Source organism: Klebsiella sp. CN_Kp066 (genome assembly GCF_040065135.1).
GTDB classification, from domain to species: domain Bacteria; phylum Pseudomonadota; class Gammaproteobacteria; order Enterobacterales; family Enterobacteriaceae; genus Klebsiella; species Klebsiella oxytoca.
Map to the genome: position 1 here is coordinate 32,977 of NZ_JBEAIU010000058.1, position 19,386 is coordinate 52,362.

Here is a 19,386-nt window from a genome sequence, read left to right on the forward strand (position 1 = left end):
TCCTTCCGGCCACCCTACACGCATATTTGTCGTCGTATAAAAACTATCAGGACACTTGCATATGCAACAACAAAACAAGCCACACCTGCTGCGCGGGCTGAATGCCCGTCACATTCGTTTTATCGCGCTCGGTTCCGCCATCGGCACCGGGCTGTTCTACGGCTCGGCATCGGCGATCAAGGCCGCAGGCCCGGCGGTACTGCTGGCCTATCTGATTGGCGGCGCGGCGGTGTTTATCGTGATGCGGGCGCTGGGGGAAATGGCGGTACGCAACCCGGTTTCCGGCTCCTTCAGCAGCTACGCGCGACAGTATCTTGGCCCGCTGGCGGGGTTTATTACCGGCTGGACCTACACCTTTGAGATGGTGATCGTCGCCCTCGCGGACGTGACCGCTTTCGGCATCTACATGGGGCTGTGGTACCCCGATGTTCCGCGCTGGATCTGGGTGCTGAGCATTATCTTTTTTATCGGCGCCATGAACCTGTGCAGCGTGCGCGTTTTCGGCGAGATGGAGTTCTGGCTGTCGCTAATCAAAGTGGTGGCGATTATTGCCATGATTGTGGCGGGCGGCAGCATTATTTTCTTCGGATTCGGTAACGCCTTCCCGGCAACCGGGCTGGATAACCTATGGAGTCACGGCGGCTTTGCCCCTAACGGCTGGGAGGGGATCGTGGCTTCGCTCGGAATCGTCATGTTTGCCTTTGGCGGCGTTGAGATCATCGGCGTCACCGCTGCGGAAGCGAAGAATCCGCACAAGGTGATCCCGCAGGCGATCAATACGATTCCGCTGCGTATCGTGCTGTTTTATGTCTGCACCCTGGCGATTCTGATGGCGATTTTCCCGTGGAACAGCTTCGGCGAGCGAGGTAGTCCTTTCGTACTGATCTTCGATGGCCTGGGCATTCCGGCAGCGGCCACCATTCTGAATATCATCGTCATCAGTGCCAGCATTTCGGCGATTAACAGCGATATTTTTGGCGCGGGGCGCATGATGTACGGTATGGCGAAAGAGGGGCTGGCGCCGAAGAGTTTCCAGCGCATCGCCAGCAACGGGGTGCCGTGGATGACGGTGGTGGTCATGGGCGTGGCGCTGCTGGCAGCGGTGGTGCTGAATTATCTGATGCCGGAGCAGGTGTTTGTGCTGATTGCCTCGCTGGCGGCCTTCGCGACGGTATGGGTCTGGTTAATGATCCTGCTGGCCCACTTTGCGATGCGTCGCGGTCTGTCCGCTGAGGAGCGTAGCGCTATCGCGTTTCCGGTGCCGTTCTGGCCGGTTGCGCCGCTGCTGACGCTACTGTTTATGGGACTGGTTATTGCGGTGCTGGGGATGGTGGAAGAGACGCGGATTGCGCTGATCGCCGGTCTGGTGTGGCTCGGCCTGCTGACGGCGGTGTGGTTCGCGCGGGTGCGCAAAAACGCCGTGCAGGCGGTGACGGAGTCGTGATTGTTTTGGTTTACCCGGGTTGCGGCTGACGCCTTACCCGGGCTACCCAATCGCACTCACCTGTAGCCCGGATAAGGCGTTTACGCCGCCATCCGGGGATTAGCTAAACAGGGCGGTAATCGACGCGCTGCCGAGGCTGTGGAAATGGACGTTAAAGCCGACCATCGCGCCGCTTGCGCCCTCATCGACCGCAATTTTTTCGACGTCCAGCGCGTGGACGGTAAAGATATAACGATGGGTCTCGCCCTTCGGCGGCGCTGCGCCGCCGTATCCGGTCTGACCGAAATCGGTACGAGTCTGAATAGCCTCTTCGGGCAGTTCGGCCTGGCCGGAACCGGCTCCCTGCGGTAACACGCGGGTATCGGCGGGAAGGTTGGCCACCAGCCAGTGCCACCAGCCGGAACCGGTCGGCGCATCGGGATCGAAACAGGTCACCACAAAGCTTTTAGTGCCGGCCGGCACCTCATCCCACGCCAGGTGCGGTGAAATATTATCGCCATCGTAGCCCATGCCGTTGAAGACATGGCGATTAGGCAGCTTCTCGCCGTCCTGCAAATCATGACTGATTAATTTCATCGTCTCTCCTCGCATTAATTCACTGATTAGCAAAGAAGTGTAGCGCGTGCGCCGCGCCTTTACCGTCTCTTATTCGCTAAAAAATGTTTCATCCTGAACGGCGATGTTAACCGCCCGCGTCAGGCGGCTTAGCTGCTCCGGCGTAATGATGTACGGCGGCATCAGATAGATCAGGCGACCGAACGGACGTATCCACACGCCTTGTTCGACGAAGAAGCGCTGCAGGGCGGCCATATTAACCGGTCGATGCGTCTCAACCACGCCAATCGCCCCTAAGACCCGCACGTCGGCAACCTGTTCAGATTCGCGCGCCGGGGCCAGCTCGGCGTTGAGCTGCACTCCGATCCCCGCCACCTGCTGCTGCCACTCGCCGCTTTCCAGCAGACGCAGACTCTCGGTCGCCACCGCGCAGGCCAGCGGATTGCCCATAAAGGTCGGTCCGTGCATAAAGCAGCCCGCTTCACCGTCGCTGATGGTTTCCGCCACCTGACGCGTGGTGAGGGTGGCGGAGAGCGTCATGGTGCCGCCGGTTAGCGCTTTGCCAAGGCACAGAATATCCGCCGTAATCCCCGCGTGCTCGCAGGCAAACAGCTTACCGGTGCGGCCGAACCCGGTGGCAATCTCATCGGCGATCAGCAGGATACCTTCGCGATCGCACATTCTGCGGATCCGCCGGAGCCACTCGGGATGGTACATCCGCATTCCGCCCGCGCCCTGAACAATCGGCTCGAGGATCACCGCGGCGATTTCATGACGATGGGCGGCCATCAGTCGGGCGAACGGCGCCATATCCCGCTCATCCCAGTCGCCGTCGAAGCGGCTCTGCGGCGCCGGGGCGAAGAGGTTATCCGGCAAATAACCTTGCCACAGGCTGTGCATTGAGTTTGTCGGATCGCAGACCGACATCGCGCCGAAGGTATCGCCGTGATAGCCGTTGCGGAAGGTAAGAAAGCGCCGGCGCGGGTCGCCCTTCGCCTGCCAGTACTGTAGCGCCATTTTCATCGCCACTTCGACGGCAACGGAGCCGGAATCGGCGAGGAACACGCACTCAAGGCTTTCCGGGGTCATCGCCACCAGCTGGCGGCACAGGGCCACCGCCGAAGGGTGGGTTATCCCACCAAACATGACGTGCGACATCTGGTCGATCTGCGCTTTCATCGCCGCATTCAGGCGCGGGTGATTGTAGCCATGAATCGCCGCCCACCAGGACGACATGCCGTCAACCAGCTGCTCGCCGCCGGCGAGGGTCAGCTCGCAGCCGTGGGCGGCCACTACCGGATAGACCGGCAGCGGTGAAGTCATTGAAGTGTAAGGGTGCCAGATGTGGCGCCGATCGAAAGCGAGATCGTCCGTTGTCATAATCGACTTGTAAACCATTTTGAAAACATTTAGGTTTACAAGTCTACACTGAACTTACAATGAATCGTACACAAAATATTTCGCGCAGCATCGAGGCGGCAAACGAGAAAACCCCATGAGCAAAGTTCACTATGTCACTGGGGTGCGCGAGTGCAGCCAACAAAGAGGCAGTGTGAAATAGAACGTGTACGACTTTTGGAGAGGCTAATGGCTCACCACCCACGTTGGACAATGTCGCAAGTCACTGAGTTATTTAATAAACCATTTCTGGATCTGCTGTTTGAAGCGCAGCAGGTCCACCGTCAACACTTCGACCCGCGCCAGGTTCAGGTCAGCACGCTGCTGTCGATTAAGACCGGCGCCTGCCCGGAAGATTGCAAATACTGCCCGCAAAGCGCGCGCTATAAAACCGGCCTTGAATCCGAACGCCTGATGGAGGTTGAGCAGGTGCTGGAGTCGGCGCGGCAGGCGAAACAAGCCGGTTCAACCCGCTTCTGTATGGGCGCGGCGTGGAAGAACCCGAACGATCGCGATATGCCGTATCTTGAGCAGATGGTAAAAGGGGTGAAAGCGCTGGGGCTGGAGGCATGTATGACGCTTGGCACGCTGAACGAGAGCCAGGCGCAGCGTCTGGCAGGCGCCGGCCTGGATTACTACAACCACAACCTCGATACCTCGCCGGAGTTCTACGGCAATATTATTACCACCCGCACTTATCAGGAGCGCCTCGATACCCTCGACAAAGTGCGCGATGCCGGAATTAAAGTGTGCTCCGGCGGTATTGTCGGGCTCGGGGAAACGGTCAAAGACCGTGCCGGGCTGCTGCTGCAGTTGGCCAATCTGCCGACGCCGCCGGAAAGCGTGCCGATTAATATGCTGGTAAAGGTCAAAGGCACGCCGCTGGCGGATAATGACGACGTTGATGCCTTTGATTTTATTCGTACTATCGCCATTGCGCGCATCATGATGCCGACCTCGCACGTGCGCCTTTCCGCCGGTCGCGAACAGATGAACGAACAGACCCAGGCGATGTGCTTTATGGCCGGGGCGAACTCGATTTTCTACGGCTGCAAGCTGCTGACCACGCCAAACCCGGAAGAGGATAAAGACCTGCGGCTGTTCCGCAAGCTGGGGATCAACCCGCAGCAGACCGCGGTGCTGGAAGGCGATAACGCCCAACAGCAGCGCCTGGAGCAGGCGTTGATGAACCCGGATACCGAGGAATATTACAACGCGGCGGCGCTATGAGCTGGCAGCACCGTATCGAACAAGCGCTGGCGGAGCGGCAGGCGGCGGATGCGTTGCGCCGTCGCCTGCCGGTGACCCAGGGCGCAGGACGCTGGCTTATTCGTGAAGGGCTGCGTTGGCTCAATTTTTCCAGCAACGATTATCTGGGCCTCAGTCAGCATCCAACGATCGTCAAGGCCTGGCAGCAGGGCGCGGAGCGCTACGGCGTCGGCAGCGGCGGTTCCGGCCACGTCAGCGGCTACAGCGAGGCGCACCACGTGCTGGAAGACCAGCTGGCCGACTGGCTGGGCTATCCGCGCGCGCTGCTGTTTATTTCCGGCTTTGCCGCGAATCAGGCGGTGATTGCCGCTCTCGCGGGCAAAGAGGATCGGATTGTCGCCGATCGTCTCAGCCACGCCTCGTTGCTGGAAGCCGCCAGCCTTAGCCCGGCGCAGCTGCGGCGTTTTCAGCACAATGACTCCCGACATCTGCGGGAGCTGCTGGCGAAACCGCTATCCGGTCAGCAGCTGGTGGTGACTGAAGGCATTTTTAGCATGGACGGCGATAGCGCGCCGCTGGCGGAGGTTCAGCAAGCGTCGCGGGAGGCCGGGGCGCTTCTGCTGGTTGACGACGCGCACGGTATCGGCGCGCTCGGCGAAGAGGGGCGCGGCAGCTGTTATAGCCAGCAGGTTCATCCGGATTTGCTGATCGTCACCTTCGGTAAAGCGTTTGGCGTCAGCGGGGCGGCGGTCCTCTGTAGCGAAGCGCTGGCGGATTATCTGCTGCAGTTTGCCCGCCATCTCATTTACAGCACCGCCATGCCCCCGGCGCAGGCAGTGGCGCTCAGCGCCGCGCTGGGGGTGATACGTAGCGACGATGGCCGGCAGCGGCGGGAAAAGCTGGCTGGCCATATTGCAGATTTTCGCCGCGAAATGACCCATTATTCCGGCGAACTGACCCATTCTGACAGCGCGATTCAGCCGCTGATCGTCGGCGATAACGCTCGCGCGCTGCGGCTGGCAGCCTGTCTACGCGAGCGCGGCTGCTGGGCGACGGCAATCCGCCCGCCGACGGTTCCCGTCGGTAGCGCCCGCCTGCGCCTGACGTTGACCGCTGCGCACGATTCCGCCGATATTGCTCGGCTGCTGGAGGTACTGCATGACGGTGGTGAATAAACGCGCGGTAGCGGCGGCGTTTGGCCGCGCGGCGGGACAGTACGCCCGGCATGACGAATTACAGCGGCGTAGCGCCTCTCTGCTGCTGGCGCAGCTCGATATTAAAACCTTCCCCGAGGTGCTGGACGCGGGCTGCGGTCCCGGTAGCATGAGCCGCTTCTGGCTTGATGCGGGGAGTCGGGTGACGGCGCTGGACCTTTCCGTCGACATGCTGGCTGAAGCCCGCCGCGGCGGCTGCGCGCATCGCTACGTCGAAGGCGATATCGAAGCGCTGCCGCTGGCGGACGGCTGCGTCGACCTGGCGTGGAGCAACCTGGCGGTGCAGTGGTGCGACAACCTCGTCACCGCCCTTGACGAACTTTCCCGGGTGGTGCGGCCCGGCGGACGCGTGGCGTTCAGCACCCTACTGGCGGGCTCTTTGCCGGAGCTGAACCAGGCCTGGCGCGCTATCGATGAGCAGCCGCACGCCAACCGTTTTCTCAGCGAGCAGGCGGTGCGTGATGCGCTGGCCGGTCGCCGCGCGACCGGCCGCGTCCATGCCATTACGCTGCCGTTTACCGATGCGCTCAGCGCGATGCGCTCGCTGAAAGGCATCGGCGCTACCCATCTGCACCACGGACGCAGCCCTGCGCCGCTCAGCCGCGGTAAGCTGCGGCAGCTTCAGCTCGCCTGGCCGCAGCAGCAGGGACAAAGTCCGCTGACGTACCAACTTTTTACAGGAGTCATCGAACGTGATTAAACGTTTTTTCGTTACCGGTACCGACACCGAAGTGGGGAAAACCGTCGCCAGCTGCGCGCTGCTGCAGGCGGCTAACCGCGCGGGATTTCATAGCGCGGGCTATAAACCGGTGGCCTCCGGCAGCGACCATACGGCGCAGGGATTGCGCAATGAAGATGCGTTGGCCCTGCAGCGCAATAGCCGCGCGGTGCTGCGCTACGAACAGGTTAATCCCTTTACCTTTGCCGAGCCGACCTCGCCGCATATCATTAGCGCCGATGAAGGGAGGCCGATTGACGCCGCCGCGATCTCTGCGGGTCTGCGCGAACTGGAGGAATGGTCTGATTGGGTACTGGTGGAAGGGGCGGGGGGCTGGTTTACGCCGCTGTCAGAAACGCTGACCTTTGCCGATTGGGTACAGGCGGAGCGGCTACCGGTGATTCTCGTCGTCGGGGTCAAGCTGGGGTGCATCAACCACGCGATGCTGACCGCTCAGGCGGTGCAGCAGGCCGGACTGCCGCTGGCGGGATGGATCGCCAACGATATCCAGCCGCCGGGCAAGCGTCACTCTGAATATCTGGCAACGCTAGAGCGCGTACTGCCCGCGCCGCTGCTTGGAGAAATTCCGTGGCTGGCGAATGCGCAGCAGCGCGAGGATCTCGGCCAGTATCTCGATCTCAGCGCGCTGGATCCGGCGTCATCCATTTTGCCAGCAGCGGCGCATCCAACTGCATAACGTCGCCCTGGGCCACGCTGCGTCCGCAGTGCAGGAGACAGAAACGATCCGCCACCCGACGGATAAACGGCAGGTGTTGTTCGGCGATCAGCACCGTCAGGCCAATATCGCGGTTCAACCGTACCAGTAAATCCCCGAGCTTGTGCAAAAAGCGCGGGCCGCCGCCGCGTGAGGGTTCGTCGAGGATCAGCAGGCGCGGGCGGGTTATCAACGCCCTCGCCAGCGCGAGCTGGTACTGGTCGTCGGCGGTCAGGGTAATCCCTTTACTTTGGCGCAGCGCGTAAAGCTCCGGAAATAGCTCATAAATCTCTCCGGCCATGCCCGATGCGGATTCGCCGCCCGCAGCAAGGGCTATATGCAGATTTTCCTCAACGCTTAGCTGCGAAAAAATACGTTTATCCTGCGGGACGTAGCCTATGCCGATAGCGCTGCGCGACTGGGCGGAGAGCGGCATCAGGTCATAAGGAGCCGCCCCCGCGTCCTGCCAGGTCATACTGCCGCTGGCGACCGGCAGATGCCCGGTAATACAGTTAACCAGCGTGGTTTTACCCATGCCCTGACGCCCCATCACGCAGGTGCATTTCCCCGGCCAGAGTTCAAGGTCAACATTCCATAGCGTGTGCTGGCTTCCGTAATAGTGATTCACGGCACGTAGACTCAACATAGACGTTTTCTCCTTTCCTGAGATATCAGGCGACGAGAAGATGCTGCAAATCTCTTGCCAGGAAAAAGAACTCTCGGTTTTTGCCGTTGAATGCAGGCGGCGGCGTCAGAAAGCGGACGGCGCTTGCACTTTCCCGGTGCCCGCGCGCTGGAATGTGGTGCAAAAAATAATAAAAAATCCAGCTAATCTTTGCCGATAAACAGCAAAAAAAATTCAATAAATTTTTTTCGCAGCGGGTTTTGCCGGTCCGCTCGGTTTTGTTCGGGTGGCTTGGGTCAGGGGCTGCAGACAGTTATCCACTATTCCTGTGGATAACCTTGTGTATTAGAGTTAGAAAACTTGCGGTAAGCTAGAGACTACGCGGCCTGCGGGCGAATTGACGCGAAACCCGTCTTTTATTAAATTTCATTAAATTTCAAATGCTTAAATAAAAGCAATGCCTGTAAGAAAAGTGTCACCGGCTGCCATAAAACATTCATCCACTCGCTTGACAAATGTTAAATGTCAATACTTTCTGGGGATAACCCCACAGAGTGGTGGATTATGCGCAAAAGCGCTATTTATTCGTCTATTCTGACGGCAAAAAGGGCTGATTCGCCCGGATACGATAATAGGATACTGTTTTTATATCCAGTATTTTTTATTGGCAAAAGCTGTGCTGGCGAGTAGAATTAAAGACCTGCCGTTCAACCCTTCTTCAGGTCCTGATAGATGAGTAAACCGTTCAAGCTGCATTCTGCTTTCCGTCCCTCCGGCGACCAGCCGGAAGCCATTCGTCGCCTGGAAGAGGGGCTGGAAGATGGCCTGGCGCATCAAACGCTGCTCGGGGTGACCGGCTCAGGTAAAACTTTTACCATCGCCAACGTCATTGCCGACCTGCAGCGCCCGACGATGGTGCTGGCGCCGAACAAAACGCTGGCGGCGCAGCTATACGGCGAGATGAAAGAGTTCTTCCCGGAGAACGCGGTGGAGTATTTCGTCTCGTACTACGACTACTATCAGCCGGAAGCCTATGTGCCAAGCTCGGACACCTTCATCGAGAAAGATGCTTCGGTAAACGAACATATTGAACAGATGCGTCTGTCGGCAACCAAAGCGCTGCTGGAGCGTCGTGACGTGGTGGTGGTTGCCTCGGTCTCCGCCATCTACGGTCTCGGCGATCCGGACCTCTATCTGAAGATGATGCTGCACCTGACGGTCGGCATGATCATCGACCAGCGCGCCATTTTGCGCCGCCTGGCTGAACTGCAGTATACCCGCAACGATCAGGCCTTCCAGCGGGGTACCTTCCGCGTGCGCGGCGAGGTGATCGATATCTTCCCGGCGGAGTCTGACGACGTCGCGCTGCGCGTAGAACTGTTCGATGAAGAAGTCGAGCGCCTGTCGCTGTTCGACCCGCTCACCGGCCACATCGAGTCGACGATCCCGCGCTTTACCGTCTACCCGAAAACCCACTACGTCACTCCGCGCGAACGTATTGTCCAGGCGATGGAAGAGATCAAAACCGAGCTGGCGGAGCGGCGTAAGGTGCTGCTGGAAAACAATAAGCTGCTGGAAGAGCAGCGCCTCAGCCAGCGTACCCAGTTCGATCTCGAAATGATGAACGAGCTAGGCTACTGCTCGGGGATTGAAAACTACTCGCGTTATCTGTCAGGGCGCGGGCCGGGCGAGCCGCCGCCCACGCTGTTCGACTACCTGCCGGCGGATGGTCTGCTGGTGATTGATGAATCCCACGTCACGATTCCGCAAATCGGCGGCATGTATCGCGGGGACCGGGCGCGTAAAGAGACGCTGGTGGAGTACGGTTTCCGTCTGCCGTCCGCGCTGGATAACCGTCCGATGAAGTTTGAAGAGTTTGAGGCCCTGGCGCCGCAAACGATCTACGTTTCGGCAACGCCGGGCGCCTATGAGCTGGATAAATCCGGCGACGAAGTCGTCGACCAGGTTGTCCGCCCGACCGGGCTACTGGATCCGGTCATCGAAGTGCGCCCGGTAGCCACTCAGGTCGACGACCTGCTGTCGGAAATTCGCCTGCGTACCGCGATCAACGAGCGCGTATTGGTCACCACGCTGACCAAACGGATGGCGGAAGACTTAACCGAATATCTGGAAGAGCACGGCGAGCGGGTGCGCTATCTGCATTCGGATATCGATACCGTCGAGCGTATGGAGATTATCCGCGATCTGCGCCTCGGCGAGTTTGACGTGCTGGTAGGGATCAACCTCCTGCGTGAAGGTCTGGATATGCCGGAAGTCTCGCTGGTGGCGATCCTGGACGCCGATAAAGAAGGCTTCCTGCGCTCTGAACGCTCGCTGATTCAGACCATTGGCCGCGCGGCGCGCAACATCAACGGTAAAGCGATTCTCTATGGCGATAAAATTACGCCGTCAATGGCGAAAGCGATCGGTGAAACCGAACGTCGCCGCGAGAAGCAGCAGGCCTATAACGAAGAGCACGGTATTGTTCCGCAGGGGCTGAATAAGAAAGTGGTCGACATTCTGGCGCTCGGTCAGAATATTGCCAAAACGAAAACTAAGGGGCGCGGCAAGTCTCGCTCGCCGGTTGAGGCGGATGTCGTGGCGCTCACGCCGAAGGCGCTGCAGCAGAAGATCCACGAGCTGGAAGCGCAGATGATGCAGCACGCGCAGAATCTGGAGTTCGAAGAGGCGGCGCAAATTCGCGACCAGCTTCATCAGCTGCGCGATCTGTTTATCGCCGCTTCGTAGCGGAGTTGCCAGATAAATATCGCCCGGGCTTTACCGGTGCTTCAGGGGGGACGGGCGGTGTTTTTCGTGGGGCGGGTAAGGCGTTAGCCGCCACCCGAGAGAAAAGCGAGCGCATGAGCCAAAACGAGGCGCAACACGTTTTGTCTATTTATTGCCCCTCTGTCGCGATTTTCCGTGATGCTTAATGTTGGCTTAATATTGTTTGGCGAAACTATCCTCAATCTACTGAGGATAGCGCCATGCAAAAATTAACCTTCCGCGAATATCTGGCAGTCACCTGCGCTTTTGTTATCGTCGTTGCCTTTTTTCATCAATGGGTGCTGACGTTCTGACGGACCGTGTCGGGAAAAAGCACCCACGCGCGAACGCCGGGCCCGGGCTGACGGTTATGTAAAAAGAACTGGGCGTCGTGCAGCTGGGCGATGCGGGTGACGATGCTTAACCCGAGCCCGATACCACCGTAGCGGCTGTCCATGCGGACGAACGCTTTGCTCAATTCACCGCTTTTGGCCTCATCAATGCCCGGACCTTCATCTTCTACCGCCAGAACCGGCGTGGAGCCGGGGGCTATCGACACTTTAATCGTCGAACCCGTCGGGCTGTAACGATGCGCGTTTTCTACCAGATTGCGTAAAATCACCTGCACCAGCGTGGCGTCACCTGACACTATCGCTTCACCCTCTTTGTCGCTGACCACCAGCTTTTGCTGACGCTGTTCCAGCATCGTCTCCAGTTCGCTGCGCAGCGGCTCGATCACATCTTCCTTCAGCCTGACCTGCTGATAGCTGCCGGCGGAGAAAGACTGGCCGACCCGCGCCAGCTGAAGCAGTTGATTAATGCTGTTGGTCATCTGATCGAGGCGCTGGATCAGCGGGGCGACGCTAACGCCATGCACTTTCGCCAGCAGCTCCAGATGCAGACGCAATCCGGCCAGGGGCGTGCGCAGCTCATGGGCGACGTCGGCGGTAAACAGGCGCTCGCGATCGAGCGTTAAGTTAAGGCGGGAGACCAGCTGATTAATCGCGGTAGTGACCGCGGTGACTTCGGGCACCGACTCTTGCAGGGCGATAGGCCGCAGGTTGTCCGGGGTACGGCTTTCAAGTTCCTGCTGGAGGCGGGATAGCGGCCTGGTGATTTTTTTCACCGCCAGCAGGGAGATATAGAGCGCCAGGCCGATAATCAGCAGGCTCGGGATCAGCAGACTGGCTACCGCTTCACGAACCTCATGCTCAATATGCTTCTGATTATTATGACCTTCGATGGCGCTGGCCACCAGCAGCTGAATCTGTTCCTGGCTTTCATGCCACAGCCAGAACACGCTGATGAGCTGGCAAACCGCCAGTATCGCGCCAATGGTCAGCAGCAGCCGATGGCGCATGGTCCAGTTTTTACTGACAAACAGAGCCATAGCGTTATTCGGCTCCTGCATTATCGACCAGCATATAGCCGAAGCCGCGGACGGTGCGGATCCGCGATTTACCCACCTTATCGCGTAAATTATGGATATGCACTTCCAGCGTATTAGTGGCCGGTTCGTTGTCCCAGCTGTAGATATCGTTATAAAGAATTTCGCGGTGTACCGGACTGCCCGCCTTCATCATCAGGCGGGAGAGCAGCGCGTACTCTTTCGGGGTTAGATCCAGGGACTGTTCGCCGAGCCAGACCAGCCGCCGGGTGACGTTCAGGCGCAGGTTACCGATAGTCAGCTCGTTATCGCCCTGATTGTTGTGGCGACGCAGCAGGGCGCGGATGCGCGCGTTAAGCTCTTCAAGAGCGAAGGGTTTAACCAGATAGTCATCCGCGCCGGTATCCAGGCCGCTAATACGTTCATCAACGGTATCGCGGGCGGTGAGGATCAGCACCGGCTGGCTAAACTTCTCTCGCCGCATGCGCGCCAGAAAGTGCAGGCCGTCCTCATCGGGCAGCCCGAGGTCAAGCACCACCAGACTGTAGTGGTTGCTGGCCAGCGAGAGCGCGGCTTCGTGGGCGGTAGAGACGCCGTCGCACACGTAGCCCTCGCTTTGCATCGCCAGAATTAATCCTTGTAACAGGAGCGCATCGTCTTCAATGACTAAAATTTTCATCGGCCTGCCTCTCTACATGGCGTTAAAATATCGTCTGTTGCCTGGTACTCGTGAGTGCTGACCCCGAGCAGACCGAGCAGGGTGGAGAAAAGGTTATCCTGCGAATACGTTTGGGTTTTCGCTTTTTGCTGCAAACACTGGCTGGAGACCCCATAGCGCTGTTGATAATCCGCTGACAACCACAGCAGCATGGGCACATGTTTTTGCGTATCCGGCGCAATGGACCACGGCAGCCCGTGCAAATACACCCCATCCTCGCCAAGCGACTCTCCGTGATCCGAGAGATATACCAGGCTGGTGGTAAATTTATCCTGCTTCGACTGCAGTAATTTTATCGCTTTGTCGACCACATAATCGACATACAAAATCGTGTTGTCGTAGGTATTAGTGAGCTGTTGCTGGGTGCAGCTCTGGATCTCATTGGTATCGCAGGTCGGCGTAAACTGTTTAAACTGCGCCGGATAGCGATTGTAGTAGGTCGGCCCGTGGCTGCCGATGGTATGCAGAACGATAATCCCGTCCTGCTGTAGATTATCGATATAGCTATCCAGATTATGGAACAGCACTTCGTCGTAGCACTCGCCGTCGATGCACTGGCCGCTCAGCTTAAGATCGGTGACGTTTTCGTGCGGCACCCGGTCGCAGGCCCCTTTACAGCCGCCGTCGTTGTCATTCCACTGCACTTTAATTCCCGCCCGTTGCAGGATATCCAGCACGCCTTCCTGATGATGCGCCAGCTCTTCATCATAGTGGGCGCGCGGCATATTAGAGAACATGCAGGGGACGGAAACCGCGGTAGCGGTGCCGCAGGAAGTCGTATTAGCGAAATAGATCACGTTATCCTGCTTCAGACGCGGGTTGGTCTCGCGAGAGTAGCCGTTCAGGGAGAAGTTGGCCGCCCGCGAAGTTTCACCTAACACTACAATGGTCAGATTTTTCCGCGGTCCGCTGCGCATCTGCGGCTTCTGAACGGCGTCTTCGCCAATTTTGACCAGCGGAAGATTGTCCATTCTGTTATGCGCATACCATGAATTCACCGCCACAATGCTGTTTGACGGGCTCAGGGACTTTACCAGCTCTTTGTTGTTGCGAAACAGCGAAGCGTAATCTTTATAGAAGAGGGCGGCGACCAGAATAATCAGCAGCGCTGAAACCGCGATGCTCACCAGCCGTACGGCAAGACTGCGCCAAAGCGTCTGCGGTTTGCGAATTTTGATCCACCATGCCGCGACGACGGCCAGAATGCCGGAAAGCCCCAGTATCAGCACCATTTTCCCGGAGAGCAGCGCAAAGCTCTCCGCGGGCGTGGTATCGAAAATATTGGTAATCATCGCCCGATCGATAACCACCCCGAAGGTCCAGATAAAATACTGGGCCGAGGCGCTGAGCAAAATAAACAGGCTAACCACGAGGCGGTCGAGCTTCAGGAACGAGGCGAGAGTGGTGATGATATTCATCACGCTGATGGCCACTATCGGCATACTGAGGAATACCAGCCAGTTATGCAGACCGTTAACCGGCAGCAGGGTAAATGCCTGGCGATAGAAAGCAAGATTCAGCGCGAGGCCGATATAGCAGGCGAACAGAAGCAAATAGGCCGTACGGCTGAGTACCGGCCGACGTAAAGAAAATAACGACATAGCGAACGTCCACATGAAGAGATGTTCGCTATCCTGCCGATTCTTTTTTAAGACAACCTTAAGATTTTAAGCCAGCCAGCTTTTGCCGCCACAATTAAGCCGCTTGAGGATTAACCTAACGCCTGAATGGCCTGTTCCAGCGCGTTGCGTAATAGCTGCCGATCGTGGCGATAGGGCACATCGCTGGCGTCCAGCGGCGTCTGAATGATGACCCGCTGTTCAACCCCTGCGGTATCGGCTTTCGGGCCGACAACCAGCGCGTCAATTACTCGTTTGCCGATTTGTTGCTCCATAATGGCGACCCTGTCGGCCAGCGTCAGGCTGGCCGCCGGGCTATGCTCTTTGCCGAGGTTATCGATAAATACCATTGGCGCGGGCGTGCGGCGCAGCGCTTGCGCCAGTTCATCAAGCAGCAGAATCGGCATCAGGCTGGTATAGAAACTGCCGGGGCCAATGAGGATTAAATCGGCTTCGGCGATAGCTTCTAGCGCCTCCCGGGTTGTGGGCACCGGCGGGGAGAGCATAAGCTCGCGCGGTACGCAGGCCAACTGATCGATATTGACTTCGCCGTAAATTTCGTGCCCGTCCTGATCGATAGCCATCAGATCGACCGGCTGTTCCGACATCGGGATCAGAAACGCATCGACCTTCAGTAAATTGCGGATCAAATTGATCGCTTCAAGCGGCCGAACGCTCAGATGATCGAGGGCCTTAAGCATCAGGTTTCCGAGGTTATGCCCGGAAAGTTCGCCGTTACCGCTAAAACGGTATTCAAACATCGCCGAGGCCACGCTGGGTTCAGCAATTAACTGATTAATACAGTTGCGCATATCGCCCCAGGCGATGCCGCCTTCCGCGCGGCGAATACGTCCTGTTGATCCGCCGTTATCGGTTGTAGTCACAATGCCCGTCAGGCGCGAACCCAGCGAAGAAAGTGATGACATTACCCGTCCCAGCCCGTGTCCGCCGCCGAGAGCCACAACGCGATCAAGATCGGCGAAAGTACGATTGCGCATAAAAATCCTTATCTCAATTAATCGGGCTCACAGTAACTGATTTCACCTTAAAAAACGATGTCCGTTCTCTCCAGGTATGAAGGATATTTTAGCGTGGCAATGGCGAGAATATCAGCGTACTGGTGAATTCCCGCCGATTGCCAGGGTGATATTTTTAGAGCTTTTGCGCTCCAGATAACCTACTACGCGGGAAAAATAAAATACTCAACGGGTCTGTTACCGCCCGAAGGCAAAGAAGGGAGGGATAAATTACGCTGCTTTCTCACACGCTTAGTCGTAAAAAAGCGAGATAAATCCGTTATATACATCGTTACATAACGAAATGTGGGTATGGCATAACCATGGTTTCCGCGCTACTATTCGGCGTAACCCACTAACACTCTAGCCTCTGTGCCTGTGTCGAAAGATATGGTGCTTTGGCCGTGACAACTTCGGTTGCCACCAGGGCGCGAAAAGAAATGACCGCGTCTCCCGTATTTGGAAAGGTGTCTATGGCTTCACAGCTTACCGATGCATTTGCGCGGAAGTTTTACTATCTGCGTTTGTCGATTACCGACGTATGCAACTTTCGTTGCACCTACTGTCTCCCCGATGGCTATAAGCCCGGCGCCGTCACCAATAAAGGCTTTCTCAGCGTCGATGAAGTGCGTCGCGTCACGCGGGCTTTCTCCGCTCTGGGAACCGAAAAGGTGCGCCTGACCGGCGGTGAACCCTCTCTGCGACGCGATTTTACCGACATCATCGCCGCCGTGCGGGAAAACCCCTCTATTCGCCAGATTGCGGTCACCACTAACGGCTACCGGCTGGCGCGGGATGTTGAAAGCTGGCGCGATGCCGGACTGACGGCGATTAACGTCAGCGTGGATAGCCTCGACGCCCGTCAGTTTCATGCTATAACCGGCCAGGACAAATTTCGTCAGGTGATGGACGGCATCGATGCCGCATTTGCCGCTGGCTTCGAAAAAGTGAAGGTCAATACCGTGCTGATGCGCGATGTTAACCATCATCAGCTTGATACCTTTCTCGCGTGGATCCAGCCGCGCCGCATTCAGCTACGTTTTATCGAATTGATGGAAACCGGCGAAGGCAGTGAACTGTTCCGCCGCCATCATATATCCGGCATGGTGCTGCGTGATGAATTGCTGCGCCGCGGCTGGATCCATCAGATCCGCCAGCGTAGCGATGGTCCGGCGCAGGTGTTTTGCCACCCCGACTATGCCGGGGAAATCGGCCTGATCATGCCTTATGAAAAAGACTTCTGCGCCACCTGCAACCGTCTGCGCGTCTCTTCCGTAGGAAAACTGCACCTGTGCCTGTTTGGCGAAGGCGGCGTCGATCTGCGCGATCTGCTTGCCGATGAGCAGCAGCAGCCGGCGCTCGAAGCGCGGATTTCCGAAGCGTTAACCCATAAAAAACAGACCCATTTCCTGCATCAGGGCAACACCGGTATTACCCAGAACCTGTCGTATATTGGCGGATAATGCATTTTAAGGAGCGATCTAATGAGTCAGGCCAGCGCTGAGTTTATCCCGACCCGTATTGCTATTCTCACCGTTTCCAGCCGACGCGGCGAAGAGGACGACACCTCCGGCCACTGGCTGCGCGATGCCGCCCAGGAGGCGGGGCACGTCATCGTCGATAAGGCGATTGTTAAAGAGAACCGCTACGCCATTCGCGCCCAGGTATCGGCGTGGATTGCCGGCGATGAGGTGCAGGTGGTGCTGATTACCGGCGGTACCGGCTTTACCGACGGCGACCAGGCGCCGGAAGCGCTGCTGCCGCTGTTTGACCGCGAGGTGGAAGGCTTCGGTGAGGTATTCCGCATGCTCTCCTTTGAGGAGATTGGCACCTCGACCCTGCAATCCCGCGCCGTTGCCGGGGTAGCCAACCGCACGCTGATTTTTGCCATGCCTGGTTCAACCAAGGCCTGTCGTACCGCATGGGACAATATCATTGCGCCGCAGCTCGATGCGCGCACGCGCCCTTGCAACTTTATCTCTCATCTTAAGAAGTAGTTTATGTCACAGCTGACCCATATTAACGCCGCCGGCGAAGCGCACATGGTCGATGTCTCAGGGAAAGCGGAGACGGTTCGCGAGGCGCGCGCCGAGGCCTATGTTGAAATGCAGGCGACGACGCTGGCGATGATTATCGACGGCAGTCATCACAAAGGCGACGTCTTCGCCACCGCGCGTATCGCCGGGATTCAGGCGGCCAAACGCACCTGGGAGCTGATCCCGCTTTGTCATCCGCTGATGCTGAGCAAAGTCGAAGTGAATCTGCAGGCGCAGCCCGAGCACAACCGGGTGCGTATCGAATCCCTGTGCCGTTTGACCGGTAAAACCGGCGTCGAGATGGAAGCTCTGACCGCCGCTTCCGTTGCCGCGCTGACCATTTACGATATGTGCAAGGCGGTGCAGAAAGATATGGTGATTGGCCCGGTGCGCCTGCTGGCGAAAAGCGGCGGTAAGTCCGGCGATTTCAGAGTGGAAGCTAGCCATGATTAAAGTTCTTTTTTTTGCCCAGGTGCGCGAACTGCTCGGCACCGACTCCCTGACTCTCGAACCGAACGGGCTGACCACGGTTGAAGCCGTTCGCCAGCAGCTCATCGCCCGCGGCGACCGCTGGGCGCTGGCGCTGGAAGAGGGCAAACTGCTGGCGGCGGTAAATCAGACGCTGACGACCTTTGATCATCCGCTGGCGCCCGGGGATGAAGTGGCATTTTTCCCGCCGGTTACCGGGGGCTAATATGACGCAGACGCGTATTATTGTCAGCCATGACCGCTTTAAAGTCGGCGAGGAATATCCCTGGCTGGCCGAGCGCGATGAAGACGGCGCGGTGGTGACGTTCACCGGTAAAGTCCGCAACCACAACCTTGGCGACAGCGTCAAAGCGCTGACCCTTGAGCACTATCCGGGAATGACGGAAAAATCGCTGGCGGAGATCGTGGAACAGGCGCGCGAGCGCTGGCCGCTGGGCCGGGTGACGGTGATTCATCGTATCGGCGAAATGTGGCCCGGGGAAGAGATTGTCTTTGTCGGCGTCACCAGCGCCCATCGCGGCAGCGCGTTTGCGGCGGGAGAGTTTATTATGGATTACCTGAAGACCCGCGCGCCGTTCTGGAAGCGCGAGGCGACGCCGGAAGGCGAGCGCTGGGTGGATGCGCGAGATAGCGACCGCAAGGCGGCAGAACGCTGGTAGTGTGGTACGCTTAGAAGATAAATTTCGTTAATCAGGAGACAGTCATGGACAGATATCCTCGTTCCGGTACCATCGTCCAGGGGCGCAGCGGGCTACAAACTTATATGGCGCAGGTATACGGCTGGATGACGGTCGGGCTGCTGCTCACGGCGTTTATCGCGTGGTTTGCCGCTAACACCCCGGCGGTGATGATGTTTGTTTTTTCCAGCAAAATTACCTTTTTTGGGCTAATTATCGCCCAGTTGGGGTTGGTGTTCGTGCTCTCGGGCATGGTGCAGCGCCTCAGCGCCGGTATGGCGACGACCCTGTTTATGCTCTATTCGGCGCTAACCGGACTCACCTTATCCAGTATATTCCTCGTCTATACCTACTCATCGATCGCCAGTACCTTCGTGGTTGCCGGCGGGATGTTTGGCGTGATGAGCCTTTACGGCTATACCACTAAACGCGATCTGAGCGGCTTCGGCAATATGCTGTTTATGGCGCTCATCGGTATCGTGCTGGCGTCGCTGGTTAACTTCTGGCTCAAGAGTGAAGCGCTGATGTGGGCGGTGACCTACATCGGGGTGATCGTATTCGTCGGCCTGACCGCCTATGACACCCAGAAGCTGAAAAATATCGGCGAGCAGATTGACGTTCGCGATACGTCGACGCTGCGCAAATACTCGATTCTCGGGGCTCTGACGCTGTATCTGGACTTTATCAACCTATTCCTGATGCTGCTGCGCATTTTCGGCAACCGTCGTTAATTCGTTCCCGGATGGCGGCGCGATGCGCTTATCCGGGCTACCAGACCGCAGAAAACGATGAACCTGTAG

At 57.9% G+C, this 19,386-nt stretch carries 19 protein-coding genes and 1 riboswitch; of the genes, 12 read left to right on the forward strand and 7 right to left on the reverse strand.

What is annotated here, in order from left to right; genetic code table 11:
• Positions 1 to 61 precede the first annotated feature (61 nt).
• On the forward strand, positions 62 to 1,444 hold the full coding sequence (locus ABLV75_RS25630) for an amino acid permease (protein ID WP_004100403.1): 1,383 nt from the start codon (positions 62 to 64) through the stop codon (positions 1,442 to 1,444).
• A 99-nt stretch (positions 1,445 to 1,543) separates the two neighbouring features.
• Here ABLV75_RS25630 and ABLV75_RS25635 read toward each other — a convergent pair whose 3' ends face one another.
• Both ABLV75_RS25635 and bioA read right to left on the reverse strand, forming a co-directional pair.
• Entirely contained in the window at positions 1,544 to 2,020 is a 477-nt protein-coding gene (locus ABLV75_RS25635) for a kinase inhibitor (protein WP_016808907.1), read from the reverse strand.
• Positions 2,021 to 2,089: 69 nt separating this feature from the next.
• Positions 2,090 to 3,379 carry an adenosylmethionine--8-amino-7-oxononanoate transaminase gene (bioA, locus tag ABLV75_RS25640; RefSeq protein ID WP_024273937.1) on the reverse strand — a complete coding sequence of 430 codons (1,290 nt, stop codon included), beginning with the start codon at positions 3,377 to 3,379 and terminating at the stop codon, positions 2,090 to 2,092.
• Between the two features lie 207 nt (positions 3,380 to 3,586).
• Here bioA and bioB point away from each other — a divergent pair, with 207 nt between their 5' ends.
• The 4 genes from bioB to bioD are packed head-to-tail and all read left to right on the forward strand — an operon-like array spanning position 3,587 to position 7,235.
• Positions 3,587 to 4,627: a biotin synthase BioB gene (gene bioB / locus ABLV75_RS25645; protein WP_004100409.1), complete on the forward strand. Its 1,041-nt coding sequence runs from the start codon at positions 3,587 to 3,589 to the stop codon at positions 4,625 to 4,627.
• The gene (gene bioF, locus ABLV75_RS25650) at positions 4,624 to 5,781 is read left to right on the forward strand and encodes an 8-amino-7-oxononanoate synthase (protein ID WP_265782466.1); all 1,158 of its coding nucleotides are present in this window, start codon (positions 4,624 to 4,626) and stop codon (positions 5,779 to 5,781) included. Before bioB ends, bioF begins: the two co-directional genes overlap by 4 nt.
• Positions 5,765 to 6,520, forward strand: coding sequence for a malonyl-ACP O-methyltransferase BioC (bioC, locus tag ABLV75_RS25655; RefSeq protein WP_049094978.1), 756 nt, complete (start codon positions 5,765 to 5,767; stop codon positions 6,518 to 6,520). The genes bioF and bioC overlap by 17 nt, the downstream gene beginning before the upstream one ends.
• Positions 6,513 to 7,235, forward strand: a complete 723-nt coding sequence (gene bioD, locus ABLV75_RS25660) for a dethiobiotin synthase (RefSeq protein ID WP_017146307.1) — start codon at positions 6,513 to 6,515, stop codon at positions 7,233 to 7,235. Before bioC ends, bioD begins: the two co-directional genes overlap by 8 nt.
• On the opposite strand, the gene ABLV75_RS25665 is transcribed toward bioD, so the two are convergent.
• Positions 7,177 to 7,899 (reverse strand): ATP-binding cassette domain-containing protein, encoded by a 723-nt coding sequence (locus tag ABLV75_RS25665; RefSeq protein WP_004100417.1) that lies wholly within the window; start codon positions 7,897 to 7,899, stop codon positions 7,177 to 7,179. The two genes, bioD and ABLV75_RS25665, sit on opposite strands and share 59 nt — an antisense overlap.
• 711 nt (positions 7,900 to 8,610) lie before the next feature.
• Here ABLV75_RS25665 and uvrB point away from each other — a divergent pair.
• Positions 8,611 to 10,626: an excinuclease ABC subunit UvrB gene (gene uvrB / locus ABLV75_RS25670; RefSeq protein WP_004111544.1), complete on the forward strand. Its 2,016-nt coding sequence runs from the start codon at positions 8,611 to 8,613 to the stop codon at positions 10,624 to 10,626.
• A 310-nt stretch (positions 10,627 to 10,936) separates the two neighbouring features.
• Here the strand turns inward: uvrB and pmrB are convergent, their stop codons facing one another.
• The 4 genes from pmrB to yvcK all read right to left on the reverse strand — a co-directional run bounded on the left by pmrB (position 10,937) and on the right by yvcK (position 15,366).
• Complete coding sequence (gene pmrB, locus ABLV75_RS25675) at positions 10,937 to 12,034, reverse strand: two-component system sensor histidine kinase PmrB (protein ID WP_004111547.1); 1,098 nt, start codon at positions 12,032 to 12,034, stop codon at positions 10,937 to 10,939.
• Between the two features lie 4 nt (positions 12,035 to 12,038).
• Complete coding sequence (gene pmrA, locus ABLV75_RS25680) at positions 12,039 to 12,710, reverse strand: two-component system response regulator PmrA (protein ID WP_004100425.1); 672 nt, start codon at positions 12,708 to 12,710, stop codon at positions 12,039 to 12,041.
• Positions 12,707 to 14,350, reverse strand: coding sequence for a phosphoethanolamine transferase EptA (eptA, locus tag ABLV75_RS25685; RefSeq protein WP_017146305.1), 1,644 nt, complete (start codon positions 14,348 to 14,350; stop codon positions 12,707 to 12,709). The genes pmrA and eptA overlap by 4 nt, the downstream gene beginning before the upstream one ends.
• 110 nt (positions 14,351 to 14,460) lie before the next feature.
• The gene (gene yvcK, locus ABLV75_RS25690; RefSeq protein WP_004100435.1) at positions 14,461 to 15,366 is read right to left on the reverse strand and encodes a uridine diphosphate-N-acetylglucosamine-binding protein YvcK; all 906 of its coding nucleotides are present in this window, start codon (positions 15,364 to 15,366) and stop codon (positions 14,461 to 14,463) included.
• Between the two features lie 365 nt (positions 15,367 to 15,731).
• A riboswitch (molybdenum cofactor riboswitch) is annotated at positions 15,732 to 15,870 on the forward strand.
• Here yvcK and moaA point away from each other — a divergent pair.
• The 6 genes from moaA (at position 15,858) to ABLV75_RS25720 (ending at position 19,317) form a co-directional block, all read left to right on the forward strand.
• Entirely contained in the window at positions 15,858 to 16,847 is a 990-nt protein-coding gene (gene moaA / locus ABLV75_RS25695; protein WP_004111553.1) for a GTP 3',8-cyclase MoaA, read from the forward strand. Its footprint overlaps the riboswitch before it by 13 nt.
• 21 nt (positions 16,848 to 16,868) lie before the next feature.
• Positions 16,869 to 17,381: a molybdenum cofactor biosynthesis protein B gene (moaB, locus tag ABLV75_RS25700; RefSeq protein ID WP_004100439.1), complete on the forward strand. Its 513-nt coding sequence runs from the start codon at positions 16,869 to 16,871 to the stop codon at positions 17,379 to 17,381.
• A gap of 3 nt (positions 17,382 to 17,384) precedes the next feature.
• Positions 17,385 to 17,873 carry a cyclic pyranopterin monophosphate synthase MoaC gene (gene moaC / locus ABLV75_RS25705; protein ID WP_004100440.1) on the forward strand — a complete coding sequence of 163 codons (489 nt, stop codon included), beginning with the start codon at positions 17,385 to 17,387 and terminating at the stop codon, positions 17,871 to 17,873.
• Entirely contained in the window at positions 17,866 to 18,114 is a 249-nt protein-coding gene (gene moaD, locus ABLV75_RS25710; protein ID WP_004100442.1) for a molybdopterin synthase sulfur carrier subunit, read from the forward strand. The genes moaC and moaD overlap by 8 nt, the downstream gene beginning before the upstream one ends.
• 1 nt (position 18,115) lies before the next feature.
• Positions 18,116 to 18,568 (forward strand): molybdopterin synthase catalytic subunit MoaE, encoded by a 453-nt coding sequence (gene moaE / locus ABLV75_RS25715; protein WP_004100447.1) that lies wholly within the window; start codon positions 18,116 to 18,118, stop codon positions 18,566 to 18,568.
• Between the two features lie 44 nt (positions 18,569 to 18,612).
• A complete protein-coding gene (locus ABLV75_RS25720; protein WP_004100449.1) occupies positions 18,613 to 19,317 on the forward strand; it encodes a Bax inhibitor-1/YccA family protein in 705 nt (234 codons plus the stop codon).
• Positions 19,318 to 19,386: the final 69 nt, after the last annotated feature.

Excerpts from the sequence above, each read along its gene's own strand:
- pmrB (WP_004111547.1), bottom strand. The coding sequence starts at position 12,034 with ATGGCTCTGTTTGTCAGTAAAAACTGGACCATGCGCCATCGGCTGCTG.
- bioC (WP_049094978.1), top strand. The coding sequence starts at position 5,765 with ATGACGGTGGTGAATAAACGCGCGGTAGCGGCGGCGTTTGGCCGCGCG.
- bioA (WP_024273937.1), bottom strand. The coding sequence starts at position 3,379 with ATGACAACGGACGATCTCGCTTTCGATCGGCGCCACATCTGGCACCCT.
- moaE (WP_004100447.1), top strand. The coding sequence starts at position 18,116 with ATGACGCAGACGCGTATTATTGTCAGCCATGACCGCTTTAAAGTCGGC.
- moaD (WP_004100442.1), top strand. The coding sequence starts at position 17,866 with ATGATTAAAGTTCTTTTTTTTGCCCAGGTGCGCGAACTGCTCGGCACC.
- ABLV75_RS25635 (WP_016808907.1), bottom strand. The coding sequence starts at position 2,020 with ATGAAATTAATCAGTCATGATTTGCAGGACGGCGAGAAGCTGCCTAAT.
- ABLV75_RS25630 (WP_004100403.1), top strand. The coding sequence starts at position 62 with ATGCAACAACAAAACAAGCCACACCTGCTGCGCGGGCTGAATGCCCGT.
- moaC (WP_004100440.1), top strand. The coding sequence starts at position 17,385 with ATGTCACAGCTGACCCATATTAACGCCGCCGGCGAAGCGCACATGGTC.
- uvrB (WP_004111544.1), top strand. The coding sequence starts at position 8,611 with ATGAGTAAACCGTTCAAGCTGCATTCTGCTTTCCGTCCCTCCGGCGAC.
- bioB (WP_004100409.1), top strand. The coding sequence starts at position 3,587 with ATGGCTCACCACCCACGTTGGACAATGTCGCAAGTCACTGAGTTATTT.
- eptA (WP_017146305.1), bottom strand. The coding sequence starts at position 14,350 with ATGTCGTTATTTTCTTTACGTCGGCCGGTACTCAGCCGTACGGCCTAT.
- moaA (WP_004111553.1), top strand. The coding sequence starts at position 15,858 with ATGGCTTCACAGCTTACCGATGCATTTGCGCGGAAGTTTTACTATCTG.
- moaB (WP_004100439.1), top strand. The coding sequence starts at position 16,869 with ATGAGTCAGGCCAGCGCTGAGTTTATCCCGACCCGTATTGCTATTCTC.
- ABLV75_RS25720 (WP_004100449.1), top strand. The coding sequence starts at position 18,613 with ATGGACAGATATCCTCGTTCCGGTACCATCGTCCAGGGGCGCAGCGGG.
- bioF (WP_265782466.1), top strand. The coding sequence starts at position 4,624 with ATGAGCTGGCAGCACCGTATCGAACAAGCGCTGGCGGAGCGGCAGGCG.
- yvcK (WP_004100435.1), bottom strand. The coding sequence starts at position 15,366 with ATGCGCAATCGTACTTTCGCCGATCTTGATCGCGTTGTGGCTCTCGGC.
- ABLV75_RS25665 (WP_004100417.1), bottom strand. The coding sequence starts at position 7,899 with ATGTTGAGTCTACGTGCCGTGAATCACTATTACGGAAGCCAGCACACG.
- pmrA (WP_004100425.1), bottom strand. The coding sequence starts at position 12,710 with ATGAAAATTTTAGTCATTGAAGACGATGCGCTCCTGTTACAAGGATTA.